This is a genomic window from Blautia sp. AF19-13LB, from assembly GCF_003479105.1.
Lineage (GTDB): Bacteria > Bacillota > Clostridia > Lachnospirales > Lachnospiraceae > Fusicatenibacter > Fusicatenibacter saccharivorans.
This window is the reverse complement of sequence record NZ_QUGO01000012.1, coordinates 83,034-103,580: the sequence shown is the minus strand read 5'-3', so window position 1 is coordinate 103,580 and position 20,547 is coordinate 83,034. Positions and strand designations below refer to the sequence as shown.

Below are 20,547 nucleotides of genomic sequence, written 5' to 3'. Positions count from 1 at the left end.
CCTTTTGTGCCGATTTGCAATAGAATGGAGGAAACCAATGAAAACTTCAGATTTTTACTATGATCTGCCAAAAGAACTGATTGCGCAGGATCCGCTCGAAGATCGCAGCGCCTCCCGCCTGATGCATCTGAATAAAGAAACCGGTGAATATGAGCATGGTCATTTCCGCGATATTCTGAAATATTTAAAACCGGGCGACTGCCTTGTGATCAACGATACCAAAGTAATTCCGGCGCGTCTCTACGGTTCGAAAGTCGGCACCGATGCAGCAATCGAAATCCTTCTGTTAAAAAGAAGAGAAAATGATATCTGGGAGACCCTCGTAAAACCGGGCAAAAAATGTAAGGTCGGCACGGTGATCTCCTTCGGCGACGGCATTCTGACCGGAGAGGTTGTAGATATTGTCGATGAGGGAAACCGTCTGATCCAGTTCCATTACGACGGCATTTTCGAGGAGATCCTCGACCAGCTTGGCGAGATGCCGCTGCCGCCGTATATCACACACAAACTGCAGGACAAGAACCGCTACCAGACGGTATACGCGAAACACGAGGGAAGCGCAGCCGCTCCGACCGCAGGACTGCACTTTACAAAAGAGCTTCTGCAGCAGGTACAGGATGCCGGTGTAAAGATCGCCCATGTAACCCTGCATGTCGGCCTTGGCACCTTCCGTCCGGTGAAAGTGGAGGATGTCACCCAGCATCACATGCACTCTGAGTTCTATGTGGTAGAAGAAGATCAGGCAAAACTGATCAACGATACGAAAGCAGCAGGCGGCCGTGTGATCGCAGTCGGAACAACGAGCTGCCGTACTCTGGAGTCGGCAACCGGCGAGGACGGCATTTTAAAAGCCGGAAGCGGCTGGACCGAGATCTTTATCTATCCGGGTTACCGCTTCAAGATGATCGACGGACTGATCACCAATTTCCATCTGCCGGAGTCCACACTGGTGATGCTGGTATCGGCACTGGCTGGAAAAGAGCATATTATGGCAGCTTATGAAGAGGCTGTAAGAGAAAAATACCGCTTTTTCTCCTTCGGCGATGCCATGATGATTGAATAAAAAATTCGTTTATGACAAAAATACGATGCTGAAAGAAAACGACCATATAGGAACACCCGTGAAGCCCTATATGGTCGTTTTTTTCTCTGCGAATCTTCTAAATCTTTCTTTTTCCCTGCCGAAAAACAGAAGATTTTATTAAGGTTTCTGAAAACGAGCGGAACTGGGTTGTGTCAGGGAATGTTTTTGCGTATACTGATACGTGTTTGAGACAAGGGAGGACGGATTTTGAAGAGAGACGAGAGAAGAAAGTTTCCATACTATGGTATCCTGCCGCTAATTCTGACGCTGACAGCGAATTTTATCGCTTATTTTGGAACGCGGCCGTTCACCAGTTCGTGGAAACATTACAATATAGAAACGGTGCTGGATCAGCAGATCCCGGTGATCCCGTGGACGATCGTGATTTATTTTGGCTGTTATCTGGTCTGGATTGTAAATTATCTGATTGCCGCAAGCAGAGAGAAAGAATTTGTCTGGCGGTTCTTTGCAGCAGATGTTCTGGCGCGGCTTGTCTGTATGGCATTTTATCTGCTGCTGCCGACAACGAACGTAAGGCCGTCGATCCCGGAACAGGGATTCTGGAATCAGATGCTTGCCTTGCTCTACCAGATGGATGCGGCGGACAATTTGTTCCCATCGATTCACTGCCTGAACAGCTGGTTCTGCTATATCGCAGTCCGCGGAAGACGGGAGATTCCGCGCTGGTATCAGCGGTTCTCTTTCTGGGCGGCACTTGCCGTGTTTGTCTCTACGCTGACAACAAAGCAGCATGTGATTGCAGATGTGATTGGCGGAGCGCTTCTGGCAGAAGTGACGTGGCAGATCGCGGGACGCACGCATCTTGGTGCATGGTATGGCATGATATTGGAACGAAGGAGGTGGAAACGCCGTGCAGAGTAAGAAAAAAATGATCGTGAATACTGTTTTTCTCGTTGTGATTTTTGCGTTGACGATATACGGTGTTTTCCACGGCGAAGACCTTGGCGCAATGATGGAAGCAATGCGGCGAGCAGATGTGCGGTGGCTGTTGCCGGGACTGTTCTGTGTCGTGTTTTTTATCTGGGGAGAATCGATCATCATCTGGTACATGATGCATTCCTTCCAGATTCCGGTGAAGAGGCGGACATGTTTTCTGTTTTCTTCCGTCGGATTCTTTTTCAGCTGTATCACACCGTCCGCAAGCGGCGGCCAGCCGATGCAGCTCTACTATATGAAAAAGGAGAAAATATCTCTTCCGGTATCAACGGTAATTCTGATGATCGTCACGATCACTTACAAAGCGGTGCTGGTCGTGGTGGGACTTGGGCTTGTTCTGTTCGGACAGGGCTTCCTGCACCGGTATCTGACGGAAATCCTTCCGGTTTTCTATCTGGGAATCGGTCTGAATGTCTTCTGTGTCACAGCCATGCTCATTCTGGTTTTTCATCCGGCGCTTGCGCGGACAATTCTGGTTTTGGGACTGAAAATCGTGGAAAAACTGCATTTGATGAAACGAAAAGAAAGCCGCCTGAAAAAACTGGAAGCTTCCATGGAAGTCTACCAGAATACGGCAGCGTATCTTGGCACCCACAAAATGGTGCTGGTCAATGTCCTTGCGATTACCTTTGCACAGAGGTTTGCTTTGTTTGCAGCAACATGGTTTGTATACCGCGCCTTCCATTTATCAGGCGTTTCCTTTATTGCCATTGTGCTGCTGCAGGCGGTCATTTCCGTATCGGTTGACATGCTGCCGCTTCCGGGAGGAATGGGAATCAGCGAGACACTGTTCCTGAAAATTTTCCCGCCGGTCTTTGGAAGCACGCTGCTTCTTCCGGCAATGGTGCTTTCCAGAGGGCTCGGCTACTACGGGGAACTGCTGGTGAGTGCAGTCTTTACCATCGTCGCACAGCTTACGATCGGGAATACGAAAAGAGAAAAAAGAGGGGGAACTACATATGATAGGGTTCTATGATTATACCGTAATATTAACATATATCAGCTTTGCATCGTCCATCAGCGGCATTTTTCTTGCAACGCGGGGGCACTTTAACTGGGCGATTTTTTGTCTTGCTTTTTCCGGACTGTGCGATATGTTCGATGGAAAAATTGCGCGGACGAAGAAAAACAGGACAGAAGATGAAAAGCGGTTCGGCATTCAGATCGATTCGCTCTGCGATGTGGTCTGTTTCGGTGTCTTTCCGATCGTGCTCTGCTATGAGCTTGGCATGACACATTTTTACAGCATTCCGATTCTTATTTTCTACGGTCTTGCGGGCGTGATCCGTCTGGGATATTTTAACGTAATGGAAGAGAAGCGTCAGAATGAAACTTCGGAGAACCGGAAATATTACCAGGGACTGCCGATTACCTCGATGTCAGTGGCTCTGCCGCTGCTGTTCGTCTTTGCGCCGCTCTGCCGCGGATACTTTCTAATCTGGCTGCATCTGCTGGTGCTGGCGGTCGGTGTTCTGTTTATCACGGATTTCCGCTTCCGCAAGCCGACGAATAAAGAGCTTGCTGTGCTGGTAGCGGTCGTTGGAGTGGCTGTGCTCCGCGGACTTCTGATCTGGAAGGGAGGAAGAACGATTTGAGACTCTGCGCTTATCCTTACCGAAAACAGGGGAAAAATTATCCAAAGCTTGATCTGATCCGCGAGGAAAATGATCTGCAGGACCGTTTTCTACACATGATGTACAGCCATGCCGCCGGAAGAGCCGCGATGCAGCCGCTGGTTCAGTCATTTGTATCTCGTGCGGCAGGCTGCTTTCTGGACAGCCGCTTATCGGTGCCGCTGGTTGCACTGTTTGTAAAGAAAAATCATATTTCACTGAAGGAATGTACCGCAAAGCAGTTTATCTCGTTCAATGATTTCTTTGTGCGGAAGCTGAAAATGGATGCACGTCCGTTTTCCAATGCGCCGCAGGATTTTATCAGCCCGTGTGATGCGCGGCTTACGGTTTATCCGATTCATGAGAACGGGAAGTTTGAGATCAAGAACACAGAATATACGCTGGAACAGCTTCTGCGCGACAGGAAGCTGGCAAAACGGTATGAGGGCGGAACGTTATTTCTGTTTCGGCTTTCCGTGGACGATTATCACCGGTATCTCTTTGTGGATGACGGCGTCTGTTCGACGGAACGGCGGATTGAGGGTGTGCTCCACACGGTCAATCCGGCGGCGAATGATTTTTGCCCGATCTATAAAGAAAATACGAGAACCTACACGCTGCTGCAGTCCGCAAATTTCGGCACACTGCTGCAGATGGAGGTCGGCGCGATGATGGTCGGAAAGATTGTCAATGAAAATGCCGGAGCGGCGAGACGTGTACAGCGCGGCGAAGAGAAAGGCTATTTTGCCTTCGGTGGTTCGACAGTGATCGTTCTGGCACAGAAGGGAAGCGCAGTGCCGGAAAAACGGATCTGGAATTATTCGCGGCTTGGAATCGAAACGCGGGTACGGCAGGGAGAAACGGTTGGAACGGCCGGAAGAACAGGGTAAAAGCAAAAAAATGGATTGTGAGGAAATGATCTTCACAATCCATTTTTGTTTAAACGTTTTTTATGCCTGCAGCCGTGCCAGATCCTGGTAGAATGTCGGATACGAGATATCCACACAGCCGGCGCGCAGGATTTCCGTCGGTGTCTCTGCGGCAAGCGAAGCGATTGCAAACGACATCGCAATGCGGTGGTCGAGGCGGCTGTCGATTTGGGCGCCGTGGAACGGTTTTCCGCCCTCAATGATCATGCCGTCGTCCGTGCCTTCCAGGGAAACACCCATCGCGGTGAGTTCGTTTACCATGATATCAAGACGGTTCGATTCTTTGACTTTCAGCTCCTCCGCATTCCGGATCACGGTTGTACCGTTCGCTGTGGCGGCAAGAACCGCGATGATCGGGATTTCATCGATCAGGGTCGGGATCAGTTCGCCCTCGATGACAGTGCCGGAAAGAGACGGCGTATAGCGCACGAGAAGGTCTGCAACCGGTTCTCCGCCGGAGTTCTGCTCATTCAGAAGTGTGATGTCAGCACCCATGGCGCGGCAGACGCGGAGCATACCGTCGCGGGTCGGGTTGATGCCGACATTTTTCAGGAGCACCTCAGAGCCTGGAACTATCAGCGCGGCGGCGATGAAGTAGGCGGCGGAGGAAATATCTCCCGGCACACGGACGAGATTTCCATGGAGATCCGGGTCCGGCAGAACCGATGCGGTCAGCCCTTCGGAGGCAACGTCGGCGCCGAAGAATTTCAGCATCAGCTCCGTATGGTTTCTGGAAAGAGCCGGTTCGGTAACGCTTGTTTTTCCGTCAGCATACAGTCCGGCAAGCAGGACACACGATTTGACCTGTGCGGATGCGACCGGCGAAAGATAGGAGATGGCGTGGAGCGGATGGCCGTTGATCGCAAGCGGCGCACAGCCGTTTTCCGGAATACTGCGGATGGAAGCGCTCATCTGGGTCAGCGGATTGATGATGCGTCCCATCGGCCGTTTTTGAATAGAGGCGTCACCGGTCAGTGTACTGGAAAAGTTCTGGCCGGCAAGAATGCCGGAGATCAGGCGTGTCGTTGTTCCGCTGTTTCCGCAGTCGAGAACGGCGGACGGAGCCGAAAGCCCGTGCAGACCTTTTCCATGAACGAGGATGCGCTCCGGCGTGTTCTTGATCTCAATGCCCATACTGCGGAAGCAGGAGATGGTGGAGAGACAGTCGGCACCCTGTAAAAAGTTTGTGACTTCTGTGGTTCCCTCTGAAATGGCACCGAACATGACGGCGCGGTGGGAAATGGATTTATCGCCCGGCACGGAGATTTCTCCGCGCAGAGGACGTACTGCTTTCTGGAACTGCATAACGTAACTTCCTCCTGTCAAGATATACGCGCTTTTAATTGCGGATATGAATGGTATAGCCATGGTCTTTTAAGACCTTCCGGGCAAGAATGCCTGCCTGCTCTTCATAAAATTCAATGCGGAGAGCACCCTCTTCGAACTCGCGGTTATGCGTAATGCCGATATTTTTAATACTGATCTGGTTGATGGCAAGAATTGTTGTAACGGCTGCGATTCCGCCGGCTTCATCGAGCAGGTCGCAGTAAACGACGTATTCTTTCTTTGTCGGTCCATAGGAAGAATCTTCCATGGAATTCCGGTATTCGCGGGAACTCTCAAACATATTGTAGAGCTCGTGGCCTTTTTTGTTGTCAACCAGGTATTTTGCCTGGACGAGAAGGCGGATATAGGAATCCAGCACATTCGAGAGCTGCTTCTGGTTTGAGAGACAGATCTGCTGCCATACCTCCGGGGAGGAGGAAGCGATGCGGGTGATGTCCTTGAAGCCGCCTGCAGCAACGGTTTTCATCTGCTCTTCCGGTGTGTCCAGGGATGCGAGTGCATTGACCAGGGTAGCGGCAACGATATGCGGCAGATGACTGACACCTGCGGTGATGTAGTCGTGCTCTTCGTATGTTAAAACCATCGGGATCGCCTTTAAGGACTGGACAAGATCAACGAAAGCGGAAACTGTCGCGATCTCAACATCTGGTCCGGGTGTAATCATATAGTAAGCATTTTCCAGCAGGTAATCGGTGGCGCTGGAATATCCCGTCTTTTCGGAGCCTGCCATCGGATGGCCGCCGATAAACTGGTGCGTCATGCCGAGGGTCTCAACCGCCTGATGGATTTCTCCTTTTACACTTCCGACGTCTGTGATGATACAGCCCGGTTTTGCGATGCCTTTCACGAACGGAAGATAGGAGATGTTGGTGCTGACAGGAGCACATAAGAAGATATAGTCACAGTCGGCAAAGCGGTCGTCCCGTTCTTCCAGCGCGATATCAATCACGCCTTCCTGAATTGCCTCTTCGATCGTCGCTTTGGTGCGGCAGTAGGCCATCAGTTTATACTCCGGGTGAACCTTTCTGAGGGTTTTTGCAATGGAGCCGCCGATGAGGCCAAGGCCGATAAAGCCGATACAGATTTTTTCGGATGTATCACACATAATTCAAGTAGTCCTTTCTGACAATTTTCGTAGGTAAATCGTATAAAAGACATTGTAAAGCATCTGAAATCAAATGTCAAAGATTTCTTGCTTTAAAGCGACAAAGCATTTTTGAAAGGCAGCAATTTTGCTTGTTTTGCAAAATCCGGCAGATTCCACAGAAAAGCCAGACAGAAAAGCGGAAGAAAGACAGAATAACCAGCTAAAATACATATAAAATTTAAAAATTCAGAAATATATTGTGAAATATGAATAATATACTTGCAAAAAAGCAAAAACTTTAGTAGAATAGTGACTATGATAAGAGGAACGGAAGACGTGAATCTTGATAAAAAGCAGAAAGGCGAATAAGAGCGGCCTTGCAATCTGCAAATTTACTTACATGGGAGGTATTACATATGGACGTTTTTAGAACTGACCGAATCAGAAATGTGGTGCTGCTGGGGCACAGCGGCTCCGGAAAGACAAGTCTGACCGAAGCTATGGCTTATCTTTCCGGTATGACAAACCGTCTCGGAAAAGTGACAGACGGAAATACCGTCAGCGATTTTGACAAAGAAGAAATCAAGCGCAAATGCTCTATTTCCACAACGCTTGTCCCGGTCGTATGGGGAAAAAATAAGATCAATGTTCTGGATACTCCTGGAATGTTTGATTTCGTAGGAGAAGCACAGGAAGCCGCTTCCGCAGCAGATGCCGCTGTAATCGTGGTATCCGGAAAGGCCGGCGTGCAGGTCGGAACCCAGAAAGCATGGGAACTCTGCGAGAAATACAATCTTCCGCGTATGATCTTTGTAACGGAAATGGATCAGGACGATGTCAGCTACCGAGAAGTCGTTGAGCAGCTCACCGAACTGTACGGAAAACGAATCGCACCGCTTCATATGCCTCTGCGTGAAAACGGTAAATTTGTAGGATATATCAATATTGTAAAGAACAAAGGCCGCAGATATATCGAAAAAGATAAAAAAGAAGAATGCCCGATTCCGGATTACTCCGTAGAATATCTGGAGAAGTACCGTGAAACCCTGATGGAATCCGTGGCAGAAACAAGTGAAGAGTTTATGGACCGCTACTTTGGCGGAGAAGAGTTCTCGGTAGCAGAGATTTCCGCAGCGCTTGCCATGAACGTAGGAGACGGCACCATCGTTCCGGTATGCATGGGATCTCCGGTGAACCTGCAGGGCGTATCGAACCTTCTGGATGATATCTGCGGATACTTCCCGGATCCGTCCACCCGTCCGTGTGCCGGCATCAATCTCAATACGAACGAAATTTTCGAGGCAAATTACGACTTTGCGAAACCGAAGAGCGCGACCATTTTCAAGACGATCGTGGATCCGTTCCTTGGAAAATATTCAATGATTAAGGTTTGCTCCGGCGTTATTAAAAGCGATGATGTGCTCTATAATGTAGATCAGGAATCCGAAGAAAAACTGAGCAAGCTGTACGTGCTCGAAGGCTCCAAGCCGATCGAAGTACCGGAGCTTCATGCAGGAGATATCGGTGCCATCGCAAAACTCGGCGATGCAAGAACCGGCGATTCCCTTGCGACAAAGAACAATCAGGTCCGCTACGGAAAACCGGATGTTTCGACTCCGTACACCGCAAAACGATATAAACCGAAGAACAAAGCCGATGTAGATAAGATCTCCCAGGCCTTTGCCAAGATGATGCAGGAAGACCTGACTATGAAGGCAGTCAATGATTCTGCAAACCATCAGACATTGCTGTACGGCATGGGCGACCAGCACATCGATATTATCGTCAGCAAGCTGCTGGAGCGCTACAAAGTAGAAGTAGAGCTGTCCCGTCCGAAGGTAGCCTTCCGCGAGACGATCCGCAAAAATTCGGATGTAGAAGCAAAATACAAAAAACAGTCCGGCGGCCACGGCCAGTACGGTCATGTAAAAATGCGCTTCTCCGCTTCCGGAGATCTCGAGAAACCATACGTTTTCGAGCAGGAAGTTGTCGGCGGCGCCGTTCCGAAGAACTACTTCCCGGCTGTTGAAAAAGGTATCCAGGAAGCCGTACAGAAAGGCCCTCTGGCTGCTTATCCGGTAGTCGGCGTCAAAGCCGTTCTGTATGATGGTTCTTATCATCCGGTAGACTCCTCCGAGATGGCATTCAAGACCGCAGCGATCCAGGCGTTCAAGAAAGGCTTTATGGAAGCATCCCCGGTTCTCCTTGAGCCGATCGTTTCGATGAAGATCACGGTAGACGATAAATACACCGGCGATATCATGGGCGATCTCAACAAACGCCGTGGCCGTGTGCTCGGCATGAACCCGGATCACAAGGGCCATACGATTATCGAGGCTGATGTTCCGGAACTTGAGATCTACGGATACGGCACAACACTCCGCTCCATGACAGGCGGAAGCGGTGATTTCTCCTATGAGTTTGCGAGATATGAGCAGGCTCCGTCCGATATCCAGGCAAAAGAGATTGAGGCAAGAGCTTCGAAGGTTGAAAAAGCAGAAGAATAAAGCTTTATAAAATAGTGTGATAAAACAGAGAAAATCCGGTTTCGGGAGCAGAATTCGCCCGGAAACCGGATTTTTCTGCGGTTTTTGAAGAAAAACGGAGGATATAGGAAAAAATAAATTGTAAAAACAGGGAAAGAGTGATAGAATACAGCTATATGTTCAAATGCGCATGCTGTCCTATGCGGCGGTGTGAGAAAAAAGAACTTTGAACTTGAACATGCAGGAGGTTACCTATGAGTAAAAGATATGAGCCACAGGACATTGAAAAAAAGTGGCAGAAGATCTGGCAGGATGAAAAAGCCTTTGCCGCCACAGATGATTATACAAAACCGAAATACTACGCACTCGTTGAGTTTCCGTATCCGTCAGGACAGGGACTTCACGTAGGCCATCCGCGTCCGTACACTGCACTGGACATCGTAGCCAGAAAGCGCAGAATGCAGGGTTACAACGTTCTGTATCCGATGGGCTGGGATGCATTTGGTCTTCCAACGGAGAACTATGCGATCAAAAACCACATTCATCCGAAGATCGTTACCAAAAACAACGTACATCACTTCAAAGACCAGCTTCAGTCTCTTGGATATTCCTTCGACTGGGACAGAGAGATCAACACGACGGATCCGGAATACTATCACTGGACCCAGTGGATTTTCCTGAAACTTTTCAAAGCCGGACTGGCATATAAAAAAGAAATGCCGATCAACTGGTGTACTTCCTGTAAGGTAGGTCTTGCAAACGAGGAAGTTGTAAACGGCGTGTGCGAGCGCTGCGGAAGCCCGGTTGTCCGCAAAGTAAAGAGCGAGTGGATGCTGAAGATCACCGAGTATGCAGACAAGCTGATCGACGGTCTGGACGGCGTTGACTATATTGAGCGTGTCAAAACTTCCCAGAAAAACTGGATCGGACGTTCCCACGGAGCAGAGGTTGATTTCTCCCTGAAAGATAAACCGGAGAAGCTGACTATCTATACCACACGCCCGGATACCCTGTTCGGTGTTACGTACATGGTACTCTCCCCGGAGCATCCGTACATCGACCAGTACAAAGATGAGATCAAGAACTGGGATGAGGTCTGCGCATACCGTGAGATGGCAGCCAGAAAATCCGATTTCGAGCGTTCCGAGCTTGCAAAAGACAAGACCGGTGTCATGATCGACGGACTTTCCGCAGTCAACCCGGTTAATGGAAAAGAGATCCCGATCTGGATTTCCGATTATGTACTGATGAGCTACGGCACCGGCGCCATCATGGCAGTACCGGCACACGATGAGCGTGACTGGGAGTTCGCAAAGAAATTCAACATGCCGATCATCGAGGTTGTTGCAGGCGGCGACGTACAGAACGAAGTTTACACCGACGTTGCAGAGGGAACTCTTGTCAACTCCGGTTTCCTGAACGGACTTTCCGTTGCGGAAGCAAAAAAGAAAATTCTTGAGTGGCTCGAAGAGAACCACGTTGGAAAAGCAAAAACAAACTATAAGCTGCGTGACTGGGTATTCTCCCGTCAGCGTTACTGGGGTGAGCCGATTCCGATCGTACACTGCGACAAATGCGGTTACGTTCCGGTTCCGGAAGAATCCCTTCCGCTGGAGCTGCCGGATGTAGAGAGCTACATGCCGACCGATAACGGCGAGTCTCCGCTGGCTGCCATGACAGACTGGGTCAACACCACCTGCCCGTGCTGCGGAGGACCTGCAAAACGTGAGACCGATACCATGCCGCAGTGGGCTGGTTCTTCCTGGTATTACATCCGCTATACCGATCCGAAGAACAAAGAGGCTCTGGCAAGCAAAGAAGCTATGAAATACTGGCTGCCGGTTGACTGGTACAACGGAGGAATGGAGCACACCACCCTTCACCTTCTGTATTCCCGTTTCTGGCATAAATTCCTGTACGATCAGGGCGTAGTTACCTGCCCGGAACCGTATCAGAAACGTACTTCCCACGGAATGATCCTCGGCGAGAACGGCGAGAAGATGAGTAAATCCCGTGGAAACGTTGTCAACCCGGATGATATCGTAGCTGAGTTCGGTGCAGATACCCTGCGTACGTACGAGATGTTCATCGGTGCCTTCGACTTAAGTGCATCCTGGTCTCAGGAAGGCGTAAAAGGATGCCGTCGTTTCCTCGAGCGTGTATGGAAACTGCAGGACAGCCTGGTAGACGGAGATTCCTACTCCAAAGAGCTGGAGTCCAAAATGCACCAGACCATCAAGAAAGTATCCAGCGACTATGAGTCCCTGAAATACAACACAGCGATCGCAGCCATGATGACCCTGGTCAACGAGTTCTACAAAGCCGGAAAAGTAACGAGAAAAGAGTTCGAAACCCTTCTGATCCTGCTGAATCCGGTTGCACCGCATATGACCGAGGAACTGTGGGCAGACCTTGGATACGAAGGCCGTCTGTATCAGACCGCATGGCCGGAGTTTGACGAGGAGAAGACGGTAGAGGCAGTAGCCGAGATCGCTGTTCAGATCAACGGTAAAATGCGCGGAACGATCAAAATCGCCAAAGATGCAGATAAAGAGACCGCAATCGCCGCTGCAAAAGAGGCAGTTGCAGACAAACTGACCGGAAACATCGTAAAAGAAATTTACGTACCGGGAAGAATTGTGAATATCGTTCAGAAATAATAATTATGTAAGCTGAAGAAAGGAGGCTGATTCTTGGAAAAAGAGTCAGTCTCCTTTTGCATAAATATTGCTGTTTAGCAAGGAGGGATACAAAATGGATCTTAAAACAATCAGACAGGAAGCGCGTGCCGTCGCAGAGGAGCTGATTACGACGGCGCAGATGAAACCGGGACAGACTCTGGTAGTGGGATGTTCTTCGAGTGAAATTCACAACAGTAAGCTTGGAACGGATTCCAGCCAGGAGATCGGGCAGGCGGTGTTTGAGGCGCTGTATGCGTGTACGAAGGAGCATGGGCTGTATCTGGCGGCGCAGTGCTGTGAGCATCTGAACCGCGCGGTTGTTCTGGAGCGTGCGGCGGCAGAAAAATACGGTTACGAGCCGGTCTGCGCGGTACCGTGGCTGCATGGCGGCGGATCGTTTGCGATGGCGGCATACTATGGATTGGAGGACGCTGTCACCGTAGAGCGTGTGCAGGCGCATGCAGGTATTGATATCGGTGATGTGCTGATCGGCATGCAGCTGAAGGCAGTAGCCGTTCCGGTCCGGGTATCGCAGAAAACGATCGGAGATGCGCACGTTGTCTGCGCGCGGACAAGACCGAAATACATCGGCGGCGAGCGGACGCATTACGCGGAAGATCCGGAGATGAGAAAGTAAGAAACTGTGATTTGTAAATCAAAAAATGCCGTACAGGCGGAAGAAAAATTTCCAACGCTGTACGGCATTTTTGATGGTTGGTTTTACGTTTTATTTCGCTTTTCTCGCTTCCCGTTTTCGCAGGAAGAAAATTTTCTGCTTCCGGTAAAAAGAGGAAATGGAATCCACGAGGATGCTCAAATATCGCAGAACCGGCTCTGTTGCGACAGAGAATACGACCAGCAGCATGATACATTTTCTGGACATATCAGAAATGGCGAACAGTTGGTTCAGATAGGTACTGCAGAAAATGAAGGCAATAATCGAGCCGATCAGGATCGTCCAGCGCATCCAGTTGAGCGGCTTGCTGATCCGGTAGAGAATCATAAAACCGACAATGGCGAGCAGTACGGTGGAAGCGGTCGAAATATCTTCCGAGCCGACCGCAAATTCCTGGCCGAAGACGACGAGTGTTGCGACCATCAAAAAGTCGGTCAGCGCCGCAGGCAGGGCCCGTGTCAGAATGTTCGTGATAAAGTGGCCCGCGATCCGGTTTTTGTTCGGCATCAGCGAGAGCAGGAAGCCTGGAATACCGATCGTAAACATACTGATCAGCGAGATCTGGGACGGCTCCAGCGGATACGTCACCATCGAGATCAGTGAGAAGATGGACAGCAGGAACGAGAAAATGTTCTTTACCAGGAACAGCGTTCCCGAGCGCTGCAGGTTGTTGACAACGCGGCGGCCTTCCAGTACGACAGAAGGCATCTTCGAAAAGTCGTTGTCCAGCAGAACGAGCTGTGCAGCCTGTGCGGCAGCGTCACTTCCGGATGCCATCGCAACGGAGCAGTCGGCATCCTTTAATGCGAGCACATCGTTGACACCATCGCCGGTCATCGCAACGGTCTTGCCGTTTTTCTTTAAAGCCTGGACAAACTGGCGTTTTTGGTCTGGTGTGACACGGCCGAACACGGTGTATTTCAGGATTGCTTCTTCGAGCTCTTCCGGTGTCTTTAGAGTGGAAGCATCAATATAATCCTCTGCGTGTGCAATCCCTGCCTGGCGGGCAACCTCAGATACCGTTACCGGAGTATCACCGGAGATGACCTTGACATGGACACCCTGATCTTCGAAGTAGCGGAACGTTTCCGGTGCTTCTTTTCGGATCGGATTGGAGAGAAGCACGTAGCCAAGCGGCGTGACACGGCCGGAGAGTGCTTTTCCATTCGGTACAGTTTCGGATGTGCCGAAGACGAGGAGACGGAATCCCTTTGAGGTATACGCTTCAATTTCACTCTGATAGCGTGCAAAATCATCGCGGAGAACGAACTCCGGGGCACCGAGCACGTAGGAGACATCCGAAAATGTCACACTGGAATACTTGAATTCCGAGGAGAACGAAGTCATCGAAACGGCAGTTTTGCCGTTGCTGTCTTTAAAATATTCTTTCAGTGCCGCCATAGTAATGTTGTCGTTTGACATGGCAGATGCGAAATCACCGACCGCAAGGGAAAGCTCTTCTTTCTGCAGTGCGGGAGCATTTTTGCCGGATTCTGTATCAGGGACTGAACTGGAGCCGACCAGAATCAGATCATGTACTTTCATATTTGTCTCGGTGATGGTTCCCGTCTTATCGACACAGAGCACGTTGACGCGAGCCAGCGTCTCGATACATTTCATATCATGCACGAGAACCTTCTGCGAAGCCAGCCGCATAACGCTGACGGCAAGGGCAACGCTTGCAAGCAGGTAAAGACCTTCTGGGATCATGCCGAGCACGGCGGCCACCATCGAGGTAATGCTCTCACGGAACGTTTCGTGGGAGACGAAAAACTGCTGGCCGAAGAGCAGAAGACCGATCGGAATGATCAGAATGCCGACAACCTTTACCAGCTTGTTGAGGGAGCGGATCATCTCGGACTGTTCGCCCTCTTTCATGGCCTTTGCCTCGAGGGTCAGACGGGAAATGTAGGAATCTTCACCGACCTGGGTCAGACGGCTCTTGCAGCTTCCGGAGACGATAAAACTTCCGGACATCAGCTCGTCGCCCGGGCGCTTGGTAATCTCATCGGATTCACCGGTAAGCAGCGATTCGTTGACCTGTACCTCACCTTCAAGCACGACGGCATCAGCGCAGATCTGTTTTCCTGCGGTAAATACAACAATATCATCGAGTACGAGATCTTCCGCGGCGAGTGTTACCTCAGCCCCGTCACGGATCGCAGTAGCCTTCGGCGCGTTTAAAACAGACAGCTTTTCCAGCGTCTTTTTCGCCTTGATCTCCTGTACAATACCGATCAGCGTGTTCGCGATGATGACCGGCAGAAACGTAAGATCCCGGAACGAACCGGCAAGGATCAGAAAGATGGCAATAATCAGAAAAATCAGGTTGAAATACGTACAGACATTGCTCTTTACGATCTCGGCCGTTGTCTTGGACGGAGGTTCCACCGCACGGTTGGTCCAGCCGTTCTCGCGGTACTCGGCAACCTGCTCGGCGGAAAGGCCTTCGGAAGGGTCTGCCTCATAACGCGTCGTTGGAACACGGCGGTGAATGATTTCGGGAATTGTTTTGTTCATAACAGTTATATTCCTCTCCGGCCGTCCTGATAAAGAAGAGACAGCCTCACTGTGGTTTGTTTGAAAAAGATCACGTCTGGAATCTTTTTCCATACTAAGAAGTATACCATAGAGCATCGAAAAAGAAATGAAGGAAGTATTAAATTTTACGAAAAAAAGACTTTTCGCAAAGAGGAACAGATAGGAATGTGCGAAAAGTCTTTTGTATTCTGAATTTAGTCCTGTACTTCCTGAAGATTGCGGATGTTCGGCTCCGCCATCATGGAGTAATTGGTGTAATAAACAACGAAGCCCGGTTTGCTTCCGTTTGGTTTGCGCAGGTTTTTCTTTAAGGTGTAGTCGATTTCCACCTTCGGTGCCTGTCTGCCTTTCGAGTAATAGGCGGCGAGAGCAGCGGCCTCTTCGTAGACGGAATCCGGCAGCTCTTTACCGTTCGTCTTTACGATGACATGGCTGCCCGGCTGGCCTTTCGCGTGGAACCACCAGTCGTTGCCGGAGGCGAATTTAAACGAAAGTTCCTCGTTCTGGAAGTTGTTCTTGCCGACATAAATGTCAAAGCCCTCGGAAGAGCGGTAGTGGAACGGATGGGAGGTGATTTTCTGCTTTTTCCCTGTCGGTCCCTTGCGGCGGATGTAGCCGTACTCGATCAGCTCTTCTTTTAACTGCACCAGATCCGCCTCATCGAGCGCAATATCAAGCGCCGTGCTGATGGATTCGAGATGGTCGATTTCCTCTTTCGTCTCGACAAGAAGTTCCTCGAGTGCCTCACGGGTCCGCTTCAGCTTTCCGTAGCGGTCGAAGTATTTTTTTGCATTTTCGCCGGCAGAGAGCGTTCCGTCGAGTGGAATCGTGATTTCCTCGCCGTTATAGTAATTGACGGCGTTCAGCGAAGTATCGCCCGGCTGGCAGCTGTAGCCGTACGTATTTAAAAGCTCACCGTAAATCCGGTATTTTTCCCGCTTGTCGGTGTCTTTTAACTGTTTCTGCTGCAGGTCGTATTTTTTGACATTCCGTTCGAGTGCGGTATTGACGACACGGCGCAGATCGGAAGATTTCTGACGGATGCGGGTGATGCGGTTTTTCATGGCATAGTATGTTTCCAGTACACCGGAGATCGAATCGTATGTTTCCTCCCGCAAATCCTGATACTGCGTCAGTTTCAGTGCGGAAAATTCTTTCGGCTCATCGCCCTGGTATACGATGTTCGGCGTAAATGCGCCGTTTTTGATATCCTCAATCAGATAAGAGAAGGTGCGGAACAGATGAAGCTTCGCATTTTCTTCGAGTGCATTGACCGCAAATCCGCCGTCGATGCCGGCGCGGCAGCAGACTTCCTCCGCCATCAGCGGGCTGAAGCCGGTAAGGGAAGTGTAGATTGCCTTTGCGGCAGCCATCGGTTTCGTGCAGACGAAATCGAAAAATTCTTCTTCTGTGATCGTGAGCGGATCTTTCTTATCCTGCGTGTGCGGAATGAACCAGGTGCGGCCCGGAAGAACCTCACGGACAGAACTCATGTTGGCGGAAATATGTTTGATACTGTCAAGGATCGTATTGTCCTCCTGACAGAAGATCAGGTTGCTGTGTTTTCCCATGATCTCCACAATCAGCTTCTTGCGGCAGATATCGCCGAGTTCGTTCAAATGCTCGAGCTCAAAAATAAGAATACGCTCGAGTCCCGGCTGGGTAACGGAGAGAATGCGGGCGCTGCCGATGTGTTTGCGGAGCAGCATACAGAAATTCGGTGCGGTCATCGGGCCGGGCTTATTGTTGTCCGTCAGGTAGATCAGCGGAAGCGAAGCACTTGCCGAGAGGAGAAGACGGTAAACGGTACGGTTGTTTTTTATTGTAATCATCAGCTCGTCGTTTTCCGGCTGTGCGATCTTGTTGATCTTTCCGCCGACGATGGTCTGATTCAGTTCCTGTGCAATATTTGCAATGGTAATTCCATCAAAAGCCATAGAAAATATCTCCTTTGTTTGAAATTCTGGTATTTTCATTATAATACAGAAAAAAAGATTTGACTAGGCTTTCTGAATGAATTATAATAAATCTGTATGGGTAGATGTATTTTCTGAAAAAGACTTCAGAAGGTACAGGAAAGGACGGATTGTGGCAAAACTGATCAACATCGGATTCGGCAATGTCGTAAATTCGGATAAAATAATAGCAGTGGTGAGTCCCGAGGCGGCACCCGTCAAGCGTATGGTGCAGCGTGCAAAGGAAAGCAACCGCATCATCGATGCGACGCAGGGAAGACGCACGAAAGCAGTGCTCATCACCGGAGAAGAATTTATCATCCTTTCGGCTTTGCAGCCGGAAACGATCAGCCGCAGATTCAACGGCGGCTGGGAAACAGAAAAAGAGCGAGGGGAATCTGAAAATGAGTAGAGGAATACTTACTGTAGTATCCGGTTTTTCCGGAGCAGGAAAAGGAACACTGATGAAACGCCTGATGGAGGAGTACGACAACTATGCGCTGTCCATCTCCGTCACCACAAGAGACCCGCGTCCGGGCGAGGAAGACGGCGTATCGTACTTTTTCCGTACAGAAGAAGAGTTTGACCGCATGGTAGAAGAGGATGCCTTCCTCGAGTATGCGCGTTACGTAAAACATTCCTACGGAACGCCGAAGGCATACGTAGAGGAGCAGCTGGATGCCGGAAAAGATGTTCTGCTTGAGATTGAAATCCAGGGAGCACTTCAGGTCAAGGAAAAACGTCCGGACACCCTTCTTGTGTTCATCACACCGCCGACCGCCGAGGAGCTGGAACGACGCCTCCGGGGACGCGGAACGGAAACAGAAGAAGTCATCAAAGGCAGAATGGAGCGTGCAAAAGAGGAAGCACAGGGCATGGACCAGTACGATTATGTCCTGATCAACGACGACCTCGAAACCTGCGTAAAACAGATGCATGAGACCATTCAGAGCCAGCATTTCATGAGCAGCAACCAGAAAGACTTTATCGAACAGATGAAAAAAAGTCTGGAAAAATAGAAAGGAGCATTTATTATGATTCATCCATCTTATCAGGAACTGATTGCAACTATTAACGAGGGCCAGGATCTGGACGAGGCACCGGTTGTCAGCAGCCGTTACTCTCTGGTACTTGCAACAAGCAAACGTGCAAGACAGATCATCGGCGGAGCTGAACCGCTTGTAAAAGTGAAAAAAGGCATGAAACCGCTTTCCATCGCCGTAGAGGAGATGTACAAAGGAGAGGTTACAATCCTTCCGGAATCTGAAGTTGAAGCGGAAGAGGAAACAAAAGAGGAGCCAGTAATTGAATAATATGAAAATTCTGTTTATTTCCCTTGGATGCGATAAAAACCTGGTAGATTCCGAGCATATGCTGGGTCTTCTGGTAGAGCATGGCTTCGAGATCACCGATTCCGAGGAAGATGCAGAGGTTATCGTGATAAACACATGCTGCTTTATCCACGACGCCAAAGAAGAAAGCATTCAAAATATTCTTGAAATGGCGAAGTACCGTACAGCGGGAAGCTGTAAGGTTCTTCTGGTAACGGGCTGTATGGCAGAGCGCTACCGCGATGAAATCATTGAGGAGATTCCGGAGGTTGACGCCGTACTTGGAACGAACAGCTATGACAAAATCCTGGATGCCATTCAGGATGTCCTCGGCGGCGACCGCTTCCAGGAGTATGCCGATCTGAAAGGACTGCCGAAAATTGACGCACAGCGCGTTGTAACGACAGGCGGCCATTACGAATATCTGAAAATTGCAGAGGGCTGTGACAAGCACTGTACCTACTGCATCATTCCGAAGCTGCGCGGACCGTACCGCTCCGTTCCGATGGAGGAACTGATAGCAGAAGCGAAGACGATGGCAGAACAGGGTGTCAAAGAGCTCGTTCTCGTTGCGCAGGAGACAACCATTTATGGTATCGATCTGTACGGAAAGCCGTCTCTCCACCTTCTGTTAAAAGAGCTCTGCAAAATTCAGGAGCTCTACTGGATTCGGATTCTGTACTGCTATCCGGAGGACATCTATCCGGAACTCGTTCAGACGATGAAGGAAGAGCCGAAAGTCTGTCACTACCTGGATCTGCCGATTCAGCATGCCAACGATGAGATCCTGCGCCGCATGGGTCGCAGAACATCCAAACAGGAGCTGATCGACAAAATTGATTTCCTGAGAAGCGAGATGCCGGATATCACACTGCGCACCACGCTGATCACAGGATTCCCGGGAGAGACAAAAGAGCAGCACAAAGAACTCCTCGAGTTTATCAACGACATGGAGTTCGACCGTCTCGGCGTATTCACCTACTCTCCGGAGGAGGGAACACCGGCTGCTGCGATGGAGCATCAGATCGACGAGGAGGTAAAACTGGACCGTCAGGCAGAACTGATGGAGCTGCAGCAGGATATCTCTGCAGAACTCGGCGAGCGCAGGATCGGCCAGGAGCTTCTTGTTATGATCGAGGGCAAAGTGGCGGATGAGGATGCCTATGTGGGCAGAAGCCAGGCGGACGCACCGGGTGTAGACGGCTATGTATTTGTCAATACACCGGAAACACTCGTATCCGGCGACTTCGTAAGAGTGAAAATTACCGGTGCTCTGGAATATGATCTGATAGGAGAGATAAGCCAATGAATTTACCAAACAAATTAACGATTCTGCGGGTAATTATGATTCCGTTTTTCGTGTTCTTCCTGCTGTCTGGCGTGGGCGGAAGCGCGTCCAAATGGATTGCACTGGTAATCTTTGCCGCTGCCAGCATCACGGATACTCTGGACGGCTACATTGCAAGACGTGACAATCTGATTACCGATTTCGGAAAGTTTATGGATCCGCTGGCAGATAAGCTGCTGGTATGCTCTGCACTGATCTGCTTTGTAGAGCTGGACAAGCTTCCGGCGTGGATGGTTATTATTATCATCGCAAGAGAATTTATCATCAGCGGTTTCCGCCTGGTTGCTTCGGACAATGGAATTGTCATCGCAGCAAGCTGGTGGGGAAAATCGAAAACAATCAGCCAGATGATTATGATCATTCTTCTGATCGCCGACATTCCGGCACTTTCCGTGCTGAATACCGTGCTGATCTGGGTTGCATTGATTCTGACCGTTGTTTCTCTGATTGATTACCTGGTAAAAAATAAAAACGTGCTTTCCATGCAGAACTAGGCAGGAAAAAGCACAGAA

17 protein-coding genes are annotated in these 20,547 nt (G+C 49.9%); 13 read left to right on the top strand and 4 right to left on the bottom strand.

The features are described 5' to 3' along the window. Positions 1-37: 37 nt before the first annotated feature. The 5 genes from queA (at position 38) to DWX32_RS13430 (ending at position 4,544) form a co-directional block, all read left to right on the top strand. Complete coding sequence (gene queA, locus DWX32_RS13450; RefSeq protein ID WP_118594501.1) at positions 38-1,063, top strand: tRNA preQ1(34) S-adenosylmethionine ribosyltransferase-isomerase QueA; 1,026 nt, start codon at positions 38-40, stop codon at positions 1,061-1,063. A gap of 228 nt (positions 1,064-1,291) precedes the next feature. Next, entirely contained in the window at positions 1,292-1,966 is a 675-nt protein-coding gene (locus DWX32_RS13445) for a phosphatase PAP2 family protein (RefSeq protein WP_022461411.1), read from the top strand. Then, positions 1,956-3,017, top strand: coding sequence for a lysylphosphatidylglycerol synthase transmembrane domain-containing protein (locus tag DWX32_RS13440; protein ID WP_118594500.1), 1,062 nt, complete (start codon positions 1,956-1,958; stop codon positions 3,015-3,017). Before DWX32_RS13445 ends, DWX32_RS13440 begins: the two co-directional genes overlap by 11 nt. Continuing rightward, positions 3,001-3,636 (top strand): CDP-alcohol phosphatidyltransferase family protein, encoded by a 636-nt coding sequence (locus DWX32_RS13435; protein ID WP_022461413.1) that lies wholly within the window; start codon positions 3,001-3,003, stop codon positions 3,634-3,636. The genes DWX32_RS13440 and DWX32_RS13435 overlap by 17 nt, the downstream gene beginning before the upstream one ends. Then, positions 3,633-4,544: a phosphatidylserine decarboxylase gene (locus tag DWX32_RS13430; RefSeq protein ID WP_243037593.1), complete on the top strand. Its 912-nt coding sequence runs from the start codon at positions 3,633-3,635 to the stop codon at positions 4,542-4,544. Before DWX32_RS13435 ends, DWX32_RS13430 begins: the two co-directional genes overlap by 4 nt. A 60-nt stretch (positions 4,545-4,604) precedes the next feature. On the opposite strand, the gene aroA is transcribed toward DWX32_RS13430, so the two are convergent. Both aroA and DWX32_RS13420 read right to left on the bottom strand, forming a co-directional pair. Then, positions 4,605-5,888, bottom strand: coding sequence for a 3-phosphoshikimate 1-carboxyvinyltransferase (gene aroA / locus DWX32_RS13425; RefSeq protein WP_118594499.1), 1,284 nt, complete (start codon positions 5,886-5,888; stop codon positions 4,605-4,607). Positions 5,889-5,922: 34 nt separating this feature from the next. After that, positions 5,923-7,035, bottom strand: coding sequence for a prephenate dehydrogenase (locus DWX32_RS13420; RefSeq protein ID WP_055265977.1), 1,113 nt, complete (start codon positions 7,033-7,035; stop codon positions 5,923-5,925). Positions 7,036-7,433: 398 nt separating this feature from the next. Here DWX32_RS13420 and DWX32_RS13415 point away from each other — a divergent pair, with 398 nt between their 5' ends. The 3 genes from DWX32_RS13415 (at position 7,434) to DWX32_RS13405 (ending at position 12,821) form a co-directional block, all read left to right on the top strand. After that, on the top strand, positions 7,434-9,524 hold the full coding sequence (locus tag DWX32_RS13415; protein ID WP_022461417.1) for an elongation factor G: 2,091 nt from the start codon (positions 7,434-7,436) through the stop codon (positions 9,522-9,524). Positions 9,525-9,757: 233 nt separating this feature from the next. Next, on the top strand, positions 9,758-12,163 hold the full coding sequence (gene leuS, locus DWX32_RS13410; protein ID WP_022461418.1) for a leucine--tRNA ligase: 2,406 nt from the start codon (positions 9,758-9,760) through the stop codon (positions 12,161-12,163). 94 nt (positions 12,164-12,257) lie between these two features. Continuing rightward, positions 12,258-12,821 (top strand): TIGR01440 family protein, encoded by a 564-nt coding sequence (locus tag DWX32_RS13405; RefSeq protein ID WP_117761562.1) that lies wholly within the window; start codon positions 12,258-12,260, stop codon positions 12,819-12,821. A gap of 90 nt (positions 12,822-12,911) precedes the next feature. On the opposite strand, the gene DWX32_RS13400 is transcribed toward DWX32_RS13405, so the two are convergent. Then, the gene (locus DWX32_RS13400; protein ID WP_118594498.1) at positions 12,912-15,380 is read right to left on the bottom strand and encodes a cation-translocating P-type ATPase; all 2,469 of its coding nucleotides are present in this window, start codon (positions 15,378-15,380) and stop codon (positions 12,912-12,914) included. A gap of 215 nt (positions 15,381-15,595) precedes the next feature. After that, a complete protein-coding gene (locus DWX32_RS13395) occupies positions 15,596-17,338 on the bottom strand; it encodes an Rqc2 family fibronectin-binding protein (protein WP_117761560.1) in 1,743 nt (580 codons plus the stop codon). Between the two features lie 151 nt (positions 17,339-17,489). On the opposite strand from DWX32_RS13395, the gene DWX32_RS13390 reads away from it, so the two are divergent. The 5 genes from DWX32_RS13390 to pgsA are packed head-to-tail and all read left to right on the top strand — an operon-like array spanning position 17,490 to position 20,529. Then, the gene (locus tag DWX32_RS13390) at positions 17,490-17,768 is read left to right on the top strand and encodes a DUF370 domain-containing protein (protein WP_055218332.1); all 279 of its coding nucleotides are present in this window, start codon (positions 17,490-17,492) and stop codon (positions 17,766-17,768) included. Beyond that, entirely contained in the window at positions 17,761-18,375 is a 615-nt protein-coding gene (gene gmk / locus DWX32_RS13385) for a guanylate kinase (RefSeq protein WP_022461423.1), read from the top strand. The genes DWX32_RS13390 and gmk overlap by 8 nt, the downstream gene beginning before the upstream one ends. 15 nt (positions 18,376-18,390) lie before the next feature. Continuing rightward, positions 18,391-18,669 carry a DNA-directed RNA polymerase subunit omega gene (gene rpoZ / locus DWX32_RS13380; RefSeq protein WP_022461424.1) on the top strand — a complete coding sequence of 93 codons (279 nt, stop codon included), beginning with the start codon at positions 18,391-18,393 and terminating at the stop codon, positions 18,667-18,669. 1 nt (position 18,670) lies between these two features. Beyond that, the gene (rimO, locus tag DWX32_RS13375; RefSeq protein ID WP_055217739.1) at positions 18,671-19,996 is read left to right on the top strand and encodes a 30S ribosomal protein S12 methylthiotransferase RimO; all 1,326 of its coding nucleotides are present in this window, start codon (positions 18,671-18,673) and stop codon (positions 19,994-19,996) included. Continuing rightward, positions 19,993-20,529: a CDP-diacylglycerol--glycerol-3-phosphate 3-phosphatidyltransferase gene (pgsA, locus tag DWX32_RS13370; RefSeq protein WP_055228244.1), complete on the top strand. Its 537-nt coding sequence runs from the start codon at positions 19,993-19,995 to the stop codon at positions 20,527-20,529. Before rimO ends, pgsA begins: the two co-directional genes overlap by 4 nt. Positions 20,530-20,547 lie beyond the last annotated feature (18 nt).

Bases quoted from the DNA above. Each gene is read 5' to 3' on its own strand.
- queA (WP_118594501.1), top strand. From the start codon at position 38: ATGAAAACTTCAGATTTTTACTATGATCTGCCAAAAGAACTGATTGCG.
- DWX32_RS13435 (WP_022461413.1), top strand. From the start codon at position 3,001: ATGATAGGGTTCTATGATTATACCGTAATATTAACATATATCAGCTTT.
- aroA (WP_118594499.1), bottom strand. From the start codon at position 5,888: ATGCAGTTCCAGAAAGCAGTACGTCCTCTGCGCGGAGAAATCTCCGTG.
- DWX32_RS13420 (WP_055265977.1), bottom strand. From the start codon at position 7,035: ATGTGTGATACATCCGAAAAAATCTGTATCGGCTTTATCGGCCTTGGC.
- DWX32_RS13415 (WP_022461417.1), top strand. From the start codon at position 7,434: ATGGACGTTTTTAGAACTGACCGAATCAGAAATGTGGTGCTGCTGGGG.
- leuS (WP_022461418.1), top strand. From the start codon at position 9,758: ATGAGTAAAAGATATGAGCCACAGGACATTGAAAAAAAGTGGCAGAAG.
- DWX32_RS13405 (WP_117761562.1), top strand. From the start codon at position 12,258: ATGGATCTTAAAACAATCAGACAGGAAGCGCGTGCCGTCGCAGAGGAG.
- DWX32_RS13400 (WP_118594498.1), bottom strand. From the start codon at position 15,380: ATGAACAAAACAATTCCCGAAATCATTCACCGCCGTGTTCCAACGACG.
- DWX32_RS13395 (WP_117761560.1), bottom strand. From the start codon at position 17,338: ATGGCTTTTGATGGAATTACCATTGCAAATATTGCACAGGAACTGAAT.
- gmk (WP_022461423.1), top strand. From the start codon at position 17,761: ATGAGTAGAGGAATACTTACTGTAGTATCCGGTTTTTCCGGAGCAGGA.
- rpoZ (WP_022461424.1), top strand. From the start codon at position 18,391: ATGATTCATCCATCTTATCAGGAACTGATTGCAACTATTAACGAGGGC.
- rimO (WP_055217739.1), top strand. From the start codon at position 18,671: ATGAAAATTCTGTTTATTTCCCTTGGATGCGATAAAAACCTGGTAGAT.
- pgsA (WP_055228244.1), top strand. From the start codon at position 19,993: ATGAATTTACCAAACAAATTAACGATTCTGCGGGTAATTATGATTCCG.